The 16176-nt window shown below is 66.9% G+C and carries 9 protein-coding genes; all 9 read left to right on the top strand.

From position 1 onward, the window contains the following. Window positions 1–4: 4 nt before the first annotated feature. The 9 genes from bcsA to F4827_RS14780 all read left to right on the top strand — a co-directional run bounded on the left by bcsA (window position 5) and on the right by F4827_RS14780 (window position 16066). Window positions 5–2287 (top strand): UDP-forming cellulose synthase catalytic subunit, encoded by a 2283-nt coding sequence (bcsA, locus tag F4827_RS14820; RefSeq protein WP_260175225.1) that lies wholly within the window; start codon window positions 5–7, stop codon window positions 2285–2287. Continuing rightward, window positions 2284–4665, top strand: coding sequence for a cellulose biosynthesis cyclic di-GMP-binding regulatory protein BcsB (gene bcsB / locus F4827_RS14815; RefSeq protein WP_311673479.1), 2382 nt, complete (start codon window positions 2284–2286; stop codon window positions 4663–4665). Before bcsA ends, bcsB (F4827_RS14815) begins: the two co-directional genes overlap by 4 nt. A gap of 40 nt (window positions 4666–4705) precedes the next feature. Beyond that, window positions 4706–7177 carry a cellulose biosynthesis cyclic di-GMP-binding regulatory protein BcsB gene (gene bcsB / locus F4827_RS14810; protein WP_183724690.1) on the top strand — a complete coding sequence of 824 codons (2472 nt, stop codon included), beginning with the start codon at window positions 4706–4708 and terminating at the stop codon, window positions 7175–7177. 20 nt (window positions 7178–7197) lie between these two features. Then, window positions 7198–11277 (top strand): cellulose biosynthesis protein BcsC, encoded by a 4080-nt coding sequence (locus F4827_RS14805; RefSeq protein WP_183724689.1) that lies wholly within the window; start codon window positions 7198–7200, stop codon window positions 11275–11277. A 24-nt stretch (window positions 11278–11301) separates the two neighbouring features. After that, entirely contained in the window at window positions 11302–11955 is a 654-nt protein-coding gene (locus F4827_RS14800) for an SGNH/GDSL hydrolase family protein (protein ID WP_183724688.1), read from the top strand. Between the two features lie 65 nt (window positions 11956–12020). Further along, on the top strand, window positions 12021–12686 hold the full coding sequence (locus F4827_RS14795; protein ID WP_311673476.1) for an SGNH/GDSL hydrolase family protein: 666 nt from the start codon (window positions 12021–12023) through the stop codon (window positions 12684–12686). Continuing rightward, window positions 12683–13357: an alginate O-acetyltransferase AlgF gene (locus F4827_RS14790; RefSeq protein ID WP_183724687.1), complete on the top strand. Its 675-nt coding sequence runs from the start codon at window positions 12683–12685 to the stop codon at window positions 13355–13357. Before F4827_RS14795 ends, F4827_RS14790 begins: the two co-directional genes overlap by 4 nt. A gap of 140 nt (window positions 13358–13497) precedes the next feature. After that, window positions 13498–14907, top strand: a complete 1410-nt coding sequence (locus F4827_RS14785; RefSeq protein WP_183724686.1) for an MBOAT family protein — start codon at window positions 13498–13500, stop codon at window positions 14905–14907. A 4-nt stretch (window positions 14908–14911) separates the two neighbouring features. Continuing rightward, window positions 14912–16066: an alginate O-acetyltransferase AlgX-related protein gene (locus tag F4827_RS14780; RefSeq protein ID WP_183724685.1), complete on the top strand. Its 1155-nt coding sequence runs from the start codon at window positions 14912–14914 to the stop codon at window positions 16064–16066. Window positions 16067–16176: the final 110 nt, after the last annotated feature.

Genomic DNA, 16176 nt, shown 5'->3' with positions numbered 1-16176 from the left:
CGCCATGGCATTCATGAAACGCAAGCCGACATCGCCGAAGCAGGGTCCGGCGCAAGCCGCTCAAGTCGCTCAATCGCAGCCCGCCGGTTCGGGGCAGACCGACGACGCGGGCGACTGGGACGACACCCTGCTGAACACCGGCACCGCGCTGCTGGCCCCGGCCTGGGCGCGCCTGAGCGTGACGCTCGCGGCGGCGGCCTTGTTCGTCTCCACGCTGACCGTGCACCTGGCGTTGTCGCAGCAATGGCTGTTCGCGATCCTCTGCATGGCGGTCGCGCTGCTGCTCAGCCGCCTTCAGGGGCGCGTGCTCACGGTCTCGCTGGTGGCGCTGTCGGTGTTCATGTCGATGCGCTATCTCTACTGGCGCGTGACGCAGACGCTGGATTTCACCACGCCGCTGGACCGGGTGTTCGGCTATCTGCTGCTGGCCGCCGAAGGCTACGCGGTGCTGATGTTGTTGTGCAGCTACTTTCAGACGCTCTGGCCGCTGCATCGCCGGCCCGTGCCTCTGCCCGCCGATACCTCGGCGTGGCCGACGGTGGATGTGTTCATTCCCACCTATAACGAGCCGCTCGAAGTGGTGCGCCAGTCGGTGCTGGCCGCGACGCTGCTCGATTGGCCCGCCGACAAGCTGCGCGTGTACCTGCTCGACGATGGCCGTCGCCCCGAGTTTCATCAGTTCTGCGAGCAGGCGGGTGTGGAATATCTGACGCGCCCCGACAACAAGCACGCCAAGGCGGGCAACCTCAACGCGGCGCTCGCGAAAACCCACGGCGAATTCGTCGCCGTATTCGACTGCGATCACGTGACCACCCGCTCGTTCCTGCAGATCTGCATGGGCTGGTTCCTGAAAGATCCGAAGATGGCGATGGTGCAGACGCCGCACGTGTTCTATTCGCCGGACCCGTTCGAGCGCAACCTCGAAACCTTCCGCAAGGTACCCAACGAAGGCGACCTGTTCTACGGCGTCCTGCAGAACGGCAACGACCTCTGGAATGCGGCGTTCTTCTGCGGTTCCTGCGCGGTGCTGCGCCGTTCGGCGCTTGAGGAAGTGGGCGGCGTGGCCACGGAAAGCGTCACGGAAGACGCGCTGACCGCGCTCAAGATGAGCATGAAGGGCTACAACACGGCGTATCTGGCGATCCCGCAGGCCGCGGGCCTCGCCACCGAAAGCCTGGGCCGTCACGTCGGCCAGCGGATTCGCTGGGCGCGCGGCATGGCCGAGATCTTCCGCCAGTTCAATCCGCTCTTGATCAAGGGCCTGTCGCTGCCGCAGCGCCTGTGCTACCTGAGCGCGATGATGCACTTCTTCTTCGGCCTGCCGCGCCTCGTGTTCCTGATTACGCCGATGGCGTATCTGTTTTTCGGCGCGCATGTGTTCCACGCGTCGGCGCTGATGGTGCTCGCCTATGCGGTGCCTCATCTCGTGATTTCGAGCATCGGCGCTTCGCGCATCCAGGGGCGTTTTCGCCACTCGTTCTGGAGCGAAGTCTACGAAACGGTGCTGGCCTGGTACGTGGTCGTGCCCGCGCTGCAGGCCGTGTTCTTTCCCGGCAGCAAGGGTTTTAACGTGACCTCGAAGGGCGGCGTGATCCGCAAGTCCTTCCTCGACTGGGCGATGGCGCGGCCTTATATCGGCCTGCTGATCATTAATCTGACCGGCTTCGTGGTGGGCATCGTCGGGCTGATCCGCAGCCCCGGCTGGCCGGAGGCGATGAGTATCGTGTTCAACCTGGTCTGGGTGATCTACAACGTGATGAACCTGAGCGCGGCTGCGGGCGTGGCGACCGAGTCGCGCCAGCTGCGTCTCACGCCGCGCGTGCAGATCAAGCTGCCCGCTGCCGTGCGGCTGGCTAATGGCCGCCACATCGACTGCCAGACCAGCGACTATTCGCAGGGCGGCCTGGGCCTGGTGCTGCCCGATGACGCGCCGCTGCCGCAGCGTGGCGAGCGCATTCTGGTTTCCGTGTTCCGCGACGACTACGAAGGCAAGTTCCCCGCCGAAGTCCAGGTCGTGCGGGGCCGCAACGTGGGCGTGAGCTTCCCGGCGCTGACGATCGATCAGGAGCGCGATCTCATGCGCGTGACGTTCTCGCGCGCCGATAGCTGGATTGCCTCGTGGGGCCGCTATCGCCCGGATCGGCCGCTGCGCAGCCTGCTGGAAGTGCTGGGCGTGGGCCTGCGCGGCCTCAAGGACCTGTTCCGCTTTGTGCTGCTGGGCGGGAGCGAGCGTTTGAACCGCGTCGCGCAAACGGCGGCCAGCAAGATGGGATCGAAGCAATCGTGAATCCCGTCCACCTGTCGTCTTTGCGCGTCTCGACGCGCGTGCGTCTGGCTGCGTCGCTCGGTTCGGCGCTGGCCGTGCTGGCGCTCGGGGCCAACGTGGCGATCGCCCAGGCTACGGCTGCAACGGCTTCTGTTGCCGCCGTTGCCGCGGTTGCTTCATCGCCATCGCCCGCTTCGCAGGCCGTGGCGGCCGAAGCGCCCGCGCAGCCCGCCGCCGATACCGATACCGCTACCGATACCTACACCTATCGCATCCCGCTGTCGCGAGAGAATGCCGCGCAGGGGATGACGCTGCTCGGCGAGGACGCCTATGGCGGCATGGACTTCGGCCTGCGCCAGGACGAGCACGTGGTCAGCGCGCGTCTGGTGCTGGACTATCGCTATTCGCCGAAACTGCTGCCGGGGCTCTCGCATCTGAACGTGCTGCTCAATAGCGTGGTGGGCGCAACGATTGCGCTGCCCGAGCCCGCCCCGTCCACGTCGATGACGACGACGGTCGATCTGCCCGTTTCCGTGCTCACCGCGTTCAATCATCTGAACCTGGAATTGATCGCGCACAGCAAGGCGAGCGACGTGGGCAACGATCCGCAGAGTCCCGACCTGTGGCTCAAGGCCGGACCGAACAGCGCGCTCGAACTGACCGTCGCGCCCATCAATCAGGCCAGCGACCTGTCGCGTCTGCCCGCGCCGTTCTTCGACGCGCGCGATGTGCGCCGCGTGGATCTGCCCGTGGTGCTGCCGCGCACGCCGGATGCCGGGCGCCTCGAATCGGCGGGCATCGTCACTTCGTGGCTCGGCGCGCAGGCGGGTTATCGCGGCTCGCACTTTGGCGCGAGCCTGGGCGGCTTGCCCGCGCACGGTCATGGCGTGGTGCTGGCGCTGCGCGATGAACTGCCGTCCTTGGGCCTGGCCGGCGCCACGGTGGACGGCCCGACCATCGCCATCGTCGCCAACCCCAACGATCCCAACGGCAAGCTGCTGCTGGTGACGGGCCGCGACGAAGCGCAACTGCGCGTGGCCGCGAAGGCGCTGGTGCTGGGCGCGAAGACGCTGTCGGGCGCGCAGGTGCGTATCGACGGCCCCGTCAACGTCGCGCCGCGCTTGCCTTTCGACGCCCCGAACTGGCTGCCTGGCGACCGTCCGGTGGAACTGGGCGAACTCCTGCCCGCCGGGCGCTTCACGGTGCAGGGCTTCCGTCCGGGTGCAATCGACGTGGATCTGCGCCTGCCGCCTGGTCTGTTCGGTTTCGACAGCAGCGGCGCGGTGCTGGATCTGCATTACCGCTACACGGGGCGGCCGGATTCGACGCAATCGGCGCTGCGCGTGCTGGCGGGCAACACGCCGGTCGGCACGCTCGCGCTGCGCGGCGACGCATCCGACGCGCGCGCCGTGTTGCACATTCCGCCGTATCTGCTGCCGCCGCTCACGACGCTGCAGTTCGACTACCAGTACGAAGCGGTCAAGACCAGGGATGGCTGGCAGGATCTGCCGGGCGGCCCGCTGATGAGCGCCATCGATCCGACTTCGACGATCGACATCTCGCATCTGCCGCGCTACGCCGCCATGCCCGATCTGCGCGCCTTCAGCGACGCGGGCTTCCCGTTTACGCGCATGGCCGACCTGTCCGAAAGCGCGGTGATCCTGCCCGCGCAACCGGTCGCCGCCGATTATTCGGCCTACCTCACGCTCATGGCGAGCATGGGCCAGGCGACGGGCTATCCGGCGCTGGGCGTGACGGTGGCCAGTGCCGATCAGATCGGCGCGCTGCGTCAAAAGGACCTGCTGGTGCTGGCCTCGGGCGACAACCAGCCCTTGCTCAAGCAGTGGCACGACGCGATGCCGCGCGGCTTTTTCGGCCCGGATACGCGTGCGGGCCACGGGTTCGCCGCGTGGTGGGACCGGCTCACCGGCGGCCAGGCGCAGGCGCGCCACGAGGCGGAAATCGCCGCGCTCTATCGCAGCGACGACCACGACGGCATGGTGGCCGGCCTGCAGTCGCCGCTCGCGCGCGGACGCAGCGTGGTGGTGGTCTCGGGCAATACGCCGGGCGGGCTCGACGCTGTGGTGAGCGTGCTGCAATCGCGCCGCTATCGCGTGGGCGACACCATCAACGGCAGTCTCGTCATCGCGCACGGCGGCGTCCTGACCACGCTCAACAGCGAGCAGAACTATTTCGTCGGCTCGCTGCCGCTGCGGCTGGCCGTGCAGTGGTTCTTCGCGAGCCACATCGTGCTGCTGCTCGTGGCGACGCTCGCAAGCGTCGTGCTTATCGGACTGCTTGGCGGCGTGCTGCTGCATCGACGCGCGCTGAACCGGCTGGACCTGGACATTCCCCAGACATCGCAACGTGAAGAAGGACGACGAGGTTCTCATGTTTAAAAGACGGCCTGACATTTCCCGGGCACGCCTCGCGCGTCGCATGACTGCGCAGCCGGTATGGCCGGCGCTGCTGCTGGGCGGTGTCCTTGTTTCGACGCCGGTGGTCCAGGCCGCGCAAGCCACGCCTGGCGCAAAGCCTGCCGCCAGCGCGGCCACGATGCCCGCGATGCCCGCGACGGCGGCGAACACCGCCGCGAATGCGCCCGCCCCGCAAGCTGTGCCCGAAGCCAACGCTGCCGCATCGTCAGGTCCCGTCACGACGGTGACCTACACGCTGCAGCAACTGGGCGCACAGTACGCGCTCAATCTGCGCGGCGTGGACGGCAGCAACACGCTGCCGGTGGGCGTGCGCGACGATCAGGTGGTGACCGGCGCGCGCCTGAACCTGCGCTACGCCTATTCGCCCGCGCTGCTCGCCGATCTCTCGCACATCAACGTGCTGGTCAACGACCAGGTGGCGGCCTCGATCGCCGTGCCAAAGGAAACCGGCGGCCAGAGCCTGCAGCGCACCATCGCGCTGCCGCCGTATCTGTTCACGACCAACAGCAAGTTGCGTCTGCAACTGATCGGCCACTACACGACGCAGTGCGAAGACCCGCTGCATTCGAGCCTGTGGGCCAACATCAGCAACGAAAGCACGCTGAGCATCGACACCCAGCCGCTGCCGCAGGGCAACGATCTCGCGCGTCTGCCGCAGCCGTTCTTCGACACCCACGACATCCGCCGCCTGAACCTGCCGTTCGTGTTCGCGGCCAGCCCCGATGCGGCCGCGCTGGAAGCGGCGGGCACGGTGTCGTCGTGGTTCGGCGCGCTGGCCAACTATCGCGGCGCGGATTTCCCGGTGTCGCTCTCGACGGTGCCCGCGCAGGGCAACGCGATCGTGATGATCGAAGGCGCGGATCAGGCGACGCTTGCCGGTGCGCCGCTGCAAGGCCCGACGCTCGCCATCGTCGCGAACCCGAACGACCCCAACGGCAAACTGCTGCTCGTGATGGGCCGCGACGGCAAGGAACTCAAGCAGGCCGCCGACGCGCTGGTGTCGGGCAGCCAGACGCTCTCCGGCCCGAGCGCGCGCATCACGCATTTTGCCGATCTCGCGCCGCGCAAGCCCTACGATGCACCGCGCTGGCTGCGCACGGATCGGCCCGTGTCGTTCGGCGAAATGGTGGACGCGCGGCAACTGGGCGTGTCGGGCTATAGCCCCGACCTCATCCGCATCAACACGCGCGTGCCGCCCGATCTGTTCGGCTGGCATGCGCCGACCGTGCCGATCGACCTGCATTACCGCTACACGCCGCAGCCGTACATGGTGAATTCATCGCTGCTGTTCAGCGTGAGCGACCAGTTCATGAAGTCGATTCCGCTGCCGTCGCTCGAACGTCTCGAAGGCAGCGAAAAGCTGCGCGCCGAAGTGCTGCCCGACAGCAGCCTGCCGCGTCAGGCGAAGCTGGAAGTGCCACTCGAAACGCTGCTGCAGCCGAACACGCAGCTTCAGTTCCGCTACATGTACGACTACATCAAGCAGGGCGAGTGCCGCGACATCATCATCGACAACGTGCGCGGCGCGATCGATCCGGAATCGACCATCGACCTGTCGGCGTATCCGCACTACATGGCGATGCCGAATCTCGCCGCGTTCGCGCAGGCCGGTTTCCCGTTCACGCGCATGGCCGATCTGTCCGATACGGACGTCGTGCTGGGCGCCAATGCGGGCGCGCAGGAATACAGCACGTTCCTGGCCGTGATGGGCCGCATGGGCGACTCCACCGGCTATCCGGCGAGCGGCGTGACGGTGCTGCGCGGCCAGCGCATCGACGCCATGCCTGCGGGCAAGGATCTGCTGGTGATCGCCTCGGGCGCGGATCAATCGTGGCTCAAGGACTGGGCGCAGTACATGCCTGCCGCCTACGACCACAGCGCGCAGTTCTCGCTCTCGGATCTGCCGGGCCGCGTGCGCGGCTGGTTCCATTCGAATCCGCGTCTGGACGCCGAACCCGGCCGCATGTCGCTGGCCTGGACGGGGCCGGGCGTGAGCGCCGTGCTGGCCGGTTTCGAGTCGCCCACGCAGAAGGGCCGCAGCGTCGTCATGCTGGTGAGCAACCAGCCCGAAGGGCTCAAGGATGCGGTCTCGGCGCTGCTCGGCGTGCCCAGCTACGACACGCAGCCGATCCAGGGCAGTCTTGTTTCGATCCGCGGCCAGGAGGTGGCTTCGCTGGTCGGCGAGCACACCTATTACGTGGGGCATCTGGGCCTGTGGCGCGGCCTCGACTGGTGGCTGGCTTCGTTCGGCCTGTCGCTCGCGTGGCTGCTCAAGGTACTGGGCGTGATCGTGCTGTTGGGCGTCGCAGCGGGCGGCTTCTGCTTCCTGCGCAGGCGTCAGGCGCGCCGCGATGTGCAGGCCGAAGCGCGCCTGCGTGCCGCAGCGCAGGCCCAGCGCGACAAGGCGCAGCAAGAAGCTGAGCAAGGCGCGCAACAACACGCGAAGCAAAACACGCAGCACGAAGAACACTAATCAGGGATCAGGAAAAGTTCATGTCAGTCAGCCGCAGCCAGGCCTGCATTCTGGGATTGTTGCTCACCACGGCGAGCCACCCCGTGTGGGCGCAGGACGCCACTTCCAGAATGCTGCTGGAACAGGGCCGCTATTGGCAGGCGCATGACAAGCCCGATCTCGCGGCGCAGTCGTGGCAAAAACTGCTGCTGACCGATCCGAAGCAACCCGAAGGTCTTTACGGGATGGCTTCGGTGGCTATCGGCAAGAAGCAGTTTTCGGTGGCCAACGACTATCTGGCGCGGCTGCGCGCCGCCGCGCCAGACAGCCGCTTCGTGCCGCTGCTCGAACAAGATCTGCGCCTTGCCGTCGAACCCGGCAAATCCACGCTTGCCAGGGCGCGGCAGATGGCCCAGGACGCCGTCAACCAGAACGACATCAAGGCACTGGGCGCGGCCATCGCGCAGTACAACAAGGCGCTGGGCGGCAAGCCGCCGCAAGGTGCGGTGGCGCGCGAGTACTACACCTACCTGGGCTATACCGAAGGCGGCACGGATCAGGGCATCCAGGGACTTACGCGCCTGAATGCCGAAACGCCCAATGACCCGTACACCATGCTGGCGCTGGCCCAGCATCAGGTGCGCGACGAACACGATCGCGCGGCGGGTGTCGCGCTGCTGGAAAAACTGGCGACGCGTCCGGATATCGGCGGTGCGGCCACGGAGGCGTGGCGCTCGGTGCTCACGTGGGTCACTCCCACGGCGAAGAACCGCTCGTGGTTCGAGGACTACCTCAAGCTGCATCCCGATGACGATGAAATCCGCCATCAGATGCTCTCGCCGCGTGCTGCCACGGCAAACGGCAATGCGCCGCCCGTGCCGGTGATGGACCCACGTCTGACGCGCGGCTTCGCGGCCTTCAAGGCGGGCGACGTCACCACGGCCGAACAGCAGTTCAGCGCTGTGCTGCGCGACAAACCCAACGACACCGACGCGCTCGGCGGCCTCGGCCTCGTGCGCATGCAGCAGGGCGATCTCGCGCAGGCGCAGACGCTGCTGTCACGCGCGGCCTCGCGTCCGGGCGCGGGCGCCAACTGGAGCCGCGCGCTGGCATCGGCGCGTTACTGGCTGCTGGTGAATCAGGCCGAAGGCGCGCAGAGCGTGGGCGATTACAGCACCGCGCGGCGCGATCTCGATCAGGCGCTGCGCATGGACCCGGCCGAGGCGGGCGGGCGCAACGCATCGGCGCGTCTGTATGCGGTGCAGGGCGATCTGAAGCGTGCCGAAGCGGTGTATCGCGGCGTACTCGCGGACCACCCCAACAATCGCGAAGCCGTGAGCGGCCTGGTCGATATCCTCGCCGAAACGGGCCGCGCGGATGAGGCGCAAAAATGGGTGGACAGCATGACGCCCGAGCAACAGGCCGGCATCGGCGGGCTCGACCGTCTGCGCGCGGCCGTGGCCTCGGGCCGCGCGGATGCTGCCGAACAGCGCGGCGATCTCGACGGCGCGAAGCGCATTCTGGAAGACGCCCAGCGCGCCGACCCCGACAATCCGTGGCTGCGTCTGGAACTGGCGCGCTACGAACTCAAGCAAGGTCACGCCGACCAGGCGCGCGAACTCGTCGACGGTCTGCTCGAATCGAACCCGGACAATCCCGACGCCCTCTACGCCAGCGCGCTGCTGGCGATGCAGATGGGCGACTGGGCGCGCGCCCAGGACACCATGGCGCGCATTCCCGCCGCCGGGCGCACGCCCAATATGGTCGCGACGTCCCAGTTGATCGACTTCCAGGCGGCCACGGCGCAGGCTTCGCAACTCGCGCACGACGGCAATCTGGACGATGCGCGCAATCTGCTGGCGCGGCTCGAAGCGTCGGCGGGCAAGGACCCGGCGCGCGTGAGCGCGCTCGCCTCGGCCTATGTCGATGCGGGCAATCTGCCGCGCGCGATGAGCCTGATGCGCGGGCTGATGCCCAACGGCGTGAAGGGCGCAGGCCCCGATGTGCAACTGGCGTACGCGGGCCTGCTGCTCAAGACCGGCCAGAACGTGCAGGCGCAGGACGTGATGCGTGAATTGCAGACGCAGACGCTGAGCGCCGATCAACGCCGTCAGCTCGACGATCTGAGCTACCTCTACGCGGTGCGCCTGGCCGAACAGCAGCGTCAGCAAGGCGATCTCGCGCAGGCCTACGACACGCTCGCGCCGGTGCTCGCAAAGCGCCCGAACGATAGTCTCGCCAACGCGGCGCTCGCGCGCATGTATGCCGCCGACGGCCAGTACGCCAAGGCGCTGGCGCTTTATCAGAAGGCGCTGTCGAACGACCCTGACAATCCTGGCCTGCAACTGGGCGTGGCGATGGCGGCGGTCCAGGCGGGCAATGGCAAGGTGGCCGATGCCGCGTTGAAGCAGGCCATCGCGAAAGCGCCCAACGACCCGGACGTGCTGGCGGGCGCTGCACGCATCTACGTGATGCAGGGCAAGACGCGCGAGGCGCAAGCGCTGCTTGAAACGGCCATCGCCGCGAAGGAAAAGCGCATGGGCGTGCAGGCGCAGGGCGTGCACGTGGCCGGCAATCCGTTCGTTCACGAGGACGAGGAGCGCCGTCGCCGCTTGCGGGAAACGCGCCTGGCAGCGGCTTCGGCGAGCGATACGCTGTCCGCGGGCGATGCGTCCGGCGGCATCTCGAACTTGGCGTCGAACACAGCGTCGAACACGGCCTCGAACGCGGCGTCGACCAACGCTTCGAGCGAGGCCGGAACGTCGACGCTGGCCGTGGCGTCGTCCGCGCCAGCGCGCGATCGTGCAGCGGCGCGCTCGACTTCGCTGCCCTCGGTGGCGGGCACGCCGATCGGCTCGCAAGGCCCGCAGGAAGACCTCGCGGCCAACGCGCCGGAGGACGGCAGCACCTCGCTCGACGAAATGCGCCAGCAACTCGACGACATCCGCGCCGAACGCTCGCCGGAAGTGCGTGGCGGCCTGTTCGTCTCGACCAACAACAGCGCGGGCGGCACCTCGCAGCTCACCAACGTGCAGATGCCGACCGAAGTCATCCTGCCGGCCGGCAACGGCAAGCTGTCCGTGCGCGTGACGCCGGTGGAACTCGAAAGCGGCACGCTCGGCGTCGATTCGTACAGCAGCAGCCAGTTCGGCGGCGGTCCTTCGGCGGCGCTGGCGCAGAAGGACGGCACGGTGAGCGCGCCGTCCTCGCAGACCGCGCGCGGCGTCGGCCTCGGGCTGGGCTACGAAACGCGCAACTGGGCCGCCGATATCGGCACCACGCCGTTGGGCTTCCAGTACACCAATATCGTCGGCGGCGTGTCGTTCAAGAGCGCCATCGACGCGCAGGCGGGCAGCTGGTTCAACGCCGGCGTGTCGCGTCGCGCGGTGACCGACAGCATTACCTCGTTTGCGGGCACCAGCGACGCGCGCTCGGGTTTGAGCTGGGGCGGCGTGACGGCCACCGGCCTGCATGGCGCGATCGGCGTGGACACCGGGCAATACGGCTTCTACGGCTACGGCTCCGTCAAGTATCTGGACGGTCACAACGTCCAGTCCAACGAAGGCGCGGAAGTGGGCGGCGGCACGTACTGGTATCTGGTGCGCAACACCAACAGCATGCTCACGGCGGGCATGAACCTGAGCGGCGAGTTCTATCGTCACAACGAAAACAACTTCACTTACGGCAACGGCGGCTATTTCAGCCCGCAACGCTACTACGCGTTCACGATCCCGGTTACCTGGGCGCAGCGTTCGGACCGCTGGACCTACAAGCTGCAAGGGTCGGCGGGGCTGCAGTATTTCCATCAGTCGGCCGCGCCGTATTTCCCGACCGACAGCGCGCTGCAGTCGGCGGCGGTCACGGCGGCATCGTCGCTGGGCCTGACCGATGGCGCGATTCATCCGGCGCAGTCTTCGACCGGCATCGGCTATAACCTGCTGGCGACGGCCGAGTACCGCTTCAGCAATCATCTGAGCGGCGGGGCGTCGGTGGGCGCGAACAATTCGTCGAGCTACCGCCAGTGGGTTGCGGGCCTCTATCTGCGCTTCAGCTTCGCGCCGCAGACGAAGTCGCTCGACATGCCGGTCATGCCTTACCAGTCGCATTACAGCGATCAGTAACACGATTTCAGGAGTCAAAGATTCATGCTTGCTTCCGTACTTGCGGGTCTCAGCATTCTTATCGTCGGCGATAGCCATCTGAGCGAACCGGGCTATCTGATCGACACCTTGCAGGATCAACTGGTCGCCGCCGGCGCCCAGGTGCATACCTATGGCGTGTGCGGCAGCACGCCCGGCGACTGGGTGAAATCGGTGCCGGGCACCTGCGGCGGCGCAACGCGTGCGGGCAAGGCCCCGCTCGTGATCGACCACAACGCGAAGACCCAGCCCATCGATCAACTGATTGCCGCGAACAAGGCCAATCTCGTGATCGTGGTGGAAGGCGACACGATAGGCGGCTACGGCAAGGACGATTTCCCGAAGACCTGGGCCTGGCAGCAGGTCACGGCGCTCACGCAGGATCTCGCCGCCAGCAAGACGGCGTGCGTGTGGGTGGGCCCGGTGTGGGGCACGGAAGGCGGCAAGTACCAGAAGACCTTCGCGCGCGTGAAGCAGTTGTCTTCGTTTCTCGCCACCAATGTCGCGCCGTGCTCGTACATCGATTCGACCACGTTCTCGAAGCCGGGCGAATGGGCGACGGTGGACGGCCAGCATTTGACCACGACCGGCTACAAATACTGGGGCGGCGACATCATGAAGGCGCTGGAGAAGCTGCCGGTGGTGCAGCAGCACAAGTAACGCCCTGGTATCGCCATTTGATTCGAATCACTAATTAACCGGCCGCGCCGGATCAGGAGTTTCGTGTGCCTGCAGCAGCATCGGTCTTGTTGGGCCTTTCCGTGCTGGTCATCGGCGAAAGCCATCTGACCTTGAACAATCATCTGCGCGAGCCGCTCGTGCAGAGCCTGCAGGCGCAGGGCGCCGCGCACGTCCATGTGATCGGCGCGTGCGGCGCCAGCCCGGCGCGCTGGCTCAAGAGCACGCCGGTGGACTGCGGCGCCGACCAGGTCGACAAGCGCCCGGCCACGGTGCTCGGCAAAGAGGCGCACACCACGCCCATCGCGGATCTGATCCGCGCCGACAAACCCGATGTCGTGGTGGTGATCGAAGGCGACACCATGGGCTCGTACGACAAGCCCGCGTTTCCCAAGGCCTGGGCCTGGCAGGAAGTCACGGGGCTGACCAAAGCTATCGCCGATACGCACACGGCCTGCGTCTGGGTCGGGCCGGGCTGGGGCAGCAACAGCGGCCAGTTCGCCAAGAGCGACGACCGCGTGCGCGAACTGAATGCGTTCCTCGCCAATAACGTCGCGCCGTGCGCGTATGTCGATTCCACGAGCTTCGCCAAGCCGGGCCAGTGGCAGACGCTCGACGGCGAGCACTACACGCAGATGGGCTACGCCGCCTGGGGCAAGGACATCGTCAACGCCATGGCGAAAACGCCGGCGGTTCAAGGGTTGAAGAAATGAAAAACCTGTTTAGCGTCGTGTTCGGCGGCCTTGCGCTATGCGCTTCGGCATTGGGATCGACTTCGGCATCGGCGGCCGATATCCCGCTCTATCCCACGGGTCCCGCGCAGGATTCGTCGTTCGTGCGTTTCGTCGATGGCGGCACGCGGCCGGTGGACGTGACGTCGGCGGGATCGAAAGGGCGTCTGTCGCTCGACCCCGCCAACCCGGCCAGCCACTTCTTCCCGATTGCGGCGGGTAAGCCGATTGCCGGCACGCTCGCGAGCGGCGGCGCTCATCAGGACGTGAGCGCAACGGTGCAGCCGGGCGAGTTCGTCAGCATCGTCGCGCTCGACGGCACGCATGCCGCGACGGTGCGCGAGAAGCCGGACGATTTCAACGCGCTCAAGGCATCGGTGGCGTTCTATAACATCGACGCACGCTGCGCCGCGCCCACGCTGAAAGTGGCGGACCGCGACATCGTGCTGCTCGACGGCGTGGCCGCGGGCCAGGCCAAACGCCGTCAGGTCAATCCGGTGACGCTTGCGGTGCAACTGCTGTGCGGCGGTCAGCCGGTGGGGCAGGCGCTGAGCCTGGGCACGCTGGTGGCGGGACAGCGCTACACGGTGTTCCTCGTGCCCGCCGGGGCGCAGTCGCGCATCTTTTTCGCCAACGATGCAGTGAGCCGCTGAGCGCCGACGCGCCTGGCCTTGTCTCGCTCACGCGTCGTCGCGCCTGAGCGGGCGCGGCGCGCTGCCGTTTCATTCGCCCACGCCTTTCCATCCACCGAGCTTTAACCGGGCTTTAACCGGGCTTCGACTGAGAACGTTGCATGGTTTTCGCGTCCCTCGAATTCCTGACGCTGTTTCTACCGGCTTTTTTCGCGCTGTACGTCGCGTCTCCCGCACGCTGGCGTAACGGCGTGCTGCTGTTTTGCAGCTGGTTTTTCTACGGCTGGTGGAGCCCGGTTTTCCTGCTGCTGTTCATCGCACTGACGTTCTGGGGCTGGCTGGGCGGCTTGGTGATCGCCCGCGCACCCGGCGCGCGGGCGCGCGGGCGATGGCTCGCACTCTTTATCGCCGTGAACGTGGCGACGCTGTGCTGGTACAAGTACGCGAATATCGTAGTCGATAGCCTCGACCACGTGCTGGCGCTGGGGCACGCCGGACCGATTCCCTGGAAGCACGTGGTGCTGCCGATCGGGCTGTCCTTTATCGTGCTGCAATCGATTTCGTATCTGATCGACGTGCAGCGCGGCACGGTGCCCGCCGATCGCAGCATGATCCGCTATGGCGCCTATCAGGGCATGTTCGTGCACCTGATCGCCGGGCCGATCATTCGTTACGCCTGGGTCAAACGCGAGCTGGTTTCGCGCACGGTGGACTGGGACGGATTCACGGCGGGCGCGCGGCGGCTCATGATCGGCATGAGCATGAAAGTGCTGGTGGCGGACACGCTGTCGCCCATCGTCGATGCGGCTTTCGCGCTGCACGCGCCCACGCTGGCGGACGCCTGGCTCGGCTGCGGTTTCTACACGCTGCAACTGTTCTTCGATTTCGCGGGCTATAGCGCGATGGCGATTGGCCTGGGGCAGATGCTGGGCTTTCGCTTTCCCGAGAACTTCAATCATCCGTATCTGGCCAGCAGCATTCAGGACTTCTGGCGGCGCTGGCATTTGTCGCTTTCCAGCTGGATTCGCGATTATCTGTACATTCCGTTTGGCGGCAACCGGCACGGCGAATTCAACACCTGCCGCAACCTTTTGCTGACGATGGGCATTGCGGGGCTCTGGCATGGCGGCGACAGCTGGAACTTCCTGCTATGGGGTCTTGCGCACGGCGTGGCGCTGATCGTGGCGCGGCTGTGGCGGCGCTTTGGCATGCCGCGCGTGCCGCTGGCGTTATCGCATGCGCTCACGCTCGTGTTCGTCATGCTCGCGTGGACGCTGTTCCGTGCGCAGGGCTTTCATGCTGCGCTCGCCATGTATGGCGGGCAGTTTGGCATGAACGGCATCGCGCTGAGCGACAGCCTGGGGGTGCTGTTGCGCCCCGTGCATGCGCTGGCGGCGGCGCTGGGTATCGTCTGCGTGCTGCTGCCGATCTGGCAGGCGCGCTGGGACAGTCGGGCCGATAGCGCGCCGCGCAGGATCTGGGCAGCCGCATGGCCGCTCGCGGGCTTTCTGCTGTCGTTTGGGCTGATCGTCGCGCGCGGCGCGGTGCCTTTCCTCTACTTCCAGTTCTGACGCCATGGAAGACCCCAAGCCGCTGCCCCAACATCCCGCCACGCGCGCCGGCAAGATTGCCGCCGTCGCGCTGATGGTCTTTCTGTTCGCGGGCCTCGCCTGCAACCTGCGCTTCGCGGCCACCACCCAATCGCTGTTGCCGCACGCCGTAACGCGCGCGAGCCTGCTGGACGGCGCCGTATCGAAGGAACTCGCCAGCCGCATGGCCGACACGCCCATCGCCGCCGACGCCGCGCGCGTGCAACGGGCGCTCGGCTGGCTGACGCTCGGCGATCTCGGGCCGCGCGTGCGTCAGGGCTGCCCCGGCTGGCTGTTCCTGCGTGACGAACTGAACGTCTATGCCGATGGCGAACGCCATCTCGCCACGCGCGCCGATACGCTCGCCGCCGTGCAACGCGAACTGGCGAAACAGGGCATCGCGCTGCTGGTCGCGGTAGTGCCGGACAAATCGCGCATCGAGTCGCAACATCTGTGCGGCCTCAATCGACCTGCATCGCTGGCCCGGCGTCTGGGCGACTGGACCACGCGTCTGGCTGCCGCGCAGGTGCCGGTGCTGGATCTCAGTGCCGCGCTGCGCGGCGTGCCCGGCGACGCGTTTTACCGCACCGATACGCACTGGACCCAGGACGGCGCGGGCGCGGCGGCGCAGGCCGTGGCCCAGCGTATTCGCGCGATGAACCTGCCGTTGGGCGCGAGCCAGCCGGGTTATCGCGTGGCGAATCAACCCGCGGCGCGTCGGCCCGGCGATCTGGTGCGGCTTGCGGGCCTGGAGAAATTGCCGCCGTCGTGGCAGCCCAAAGCGGAGATCGTGACGAGCCGCGCGTATTTGCACGAAGCGCAAGCCGCTGCGTCCGCCGACGATCTGTTCGGCAACGCCGATTTGCCGGCTATCGCCGTGATCGGCACGTCGTATTCGACGACCTCCGATTTCGTGCCGCAACTGGCGCTGGCGCTGGGAACGGGAGTGGGAAATTTTGCGCGTGAGGGCGCGAAGTTCGGCGGCTCGGCGCGGACCTATTTCGCAAGCCCGGCGTTTGTGCAGACGCCGCCCAGACTCGTGGTCTGGGAACTGGATGAACGGGATCTGCAGTCGCCGATCGAGGCGGAGGATGGGGTAGCGGTGCCGAGCGCGGCACCTGCAGCCGGAGCCGTTCACTAAAGTGCGGCCGATGCCATTGCCCTGCGTTACGACTTTATCCCCGATTCACGAGCGCGGCGGGCGACAGTGCGCGCTTTGCCTCGGATGCCACGCGCTTCGCGCTGTCGCGC

Origin of the sequence: Paraburkholderia bannensis (assembly GCF_014200455.1) — a bacterium.
In the GTDB taxonomy this organism is placed as follows: domain Bacteria; phylum Pseudomonadota; class Gammaproteobacteria; order Burkholderiales; family Burkholderiaceae; genus Paraburkholderia; species Paraburkholderia bannensis_A.
The sequence above is the reverse complement of the archived record's forward strand: the minus strand, read 5'-3'. Positions and strand labels throughout refer to the sequence as shown.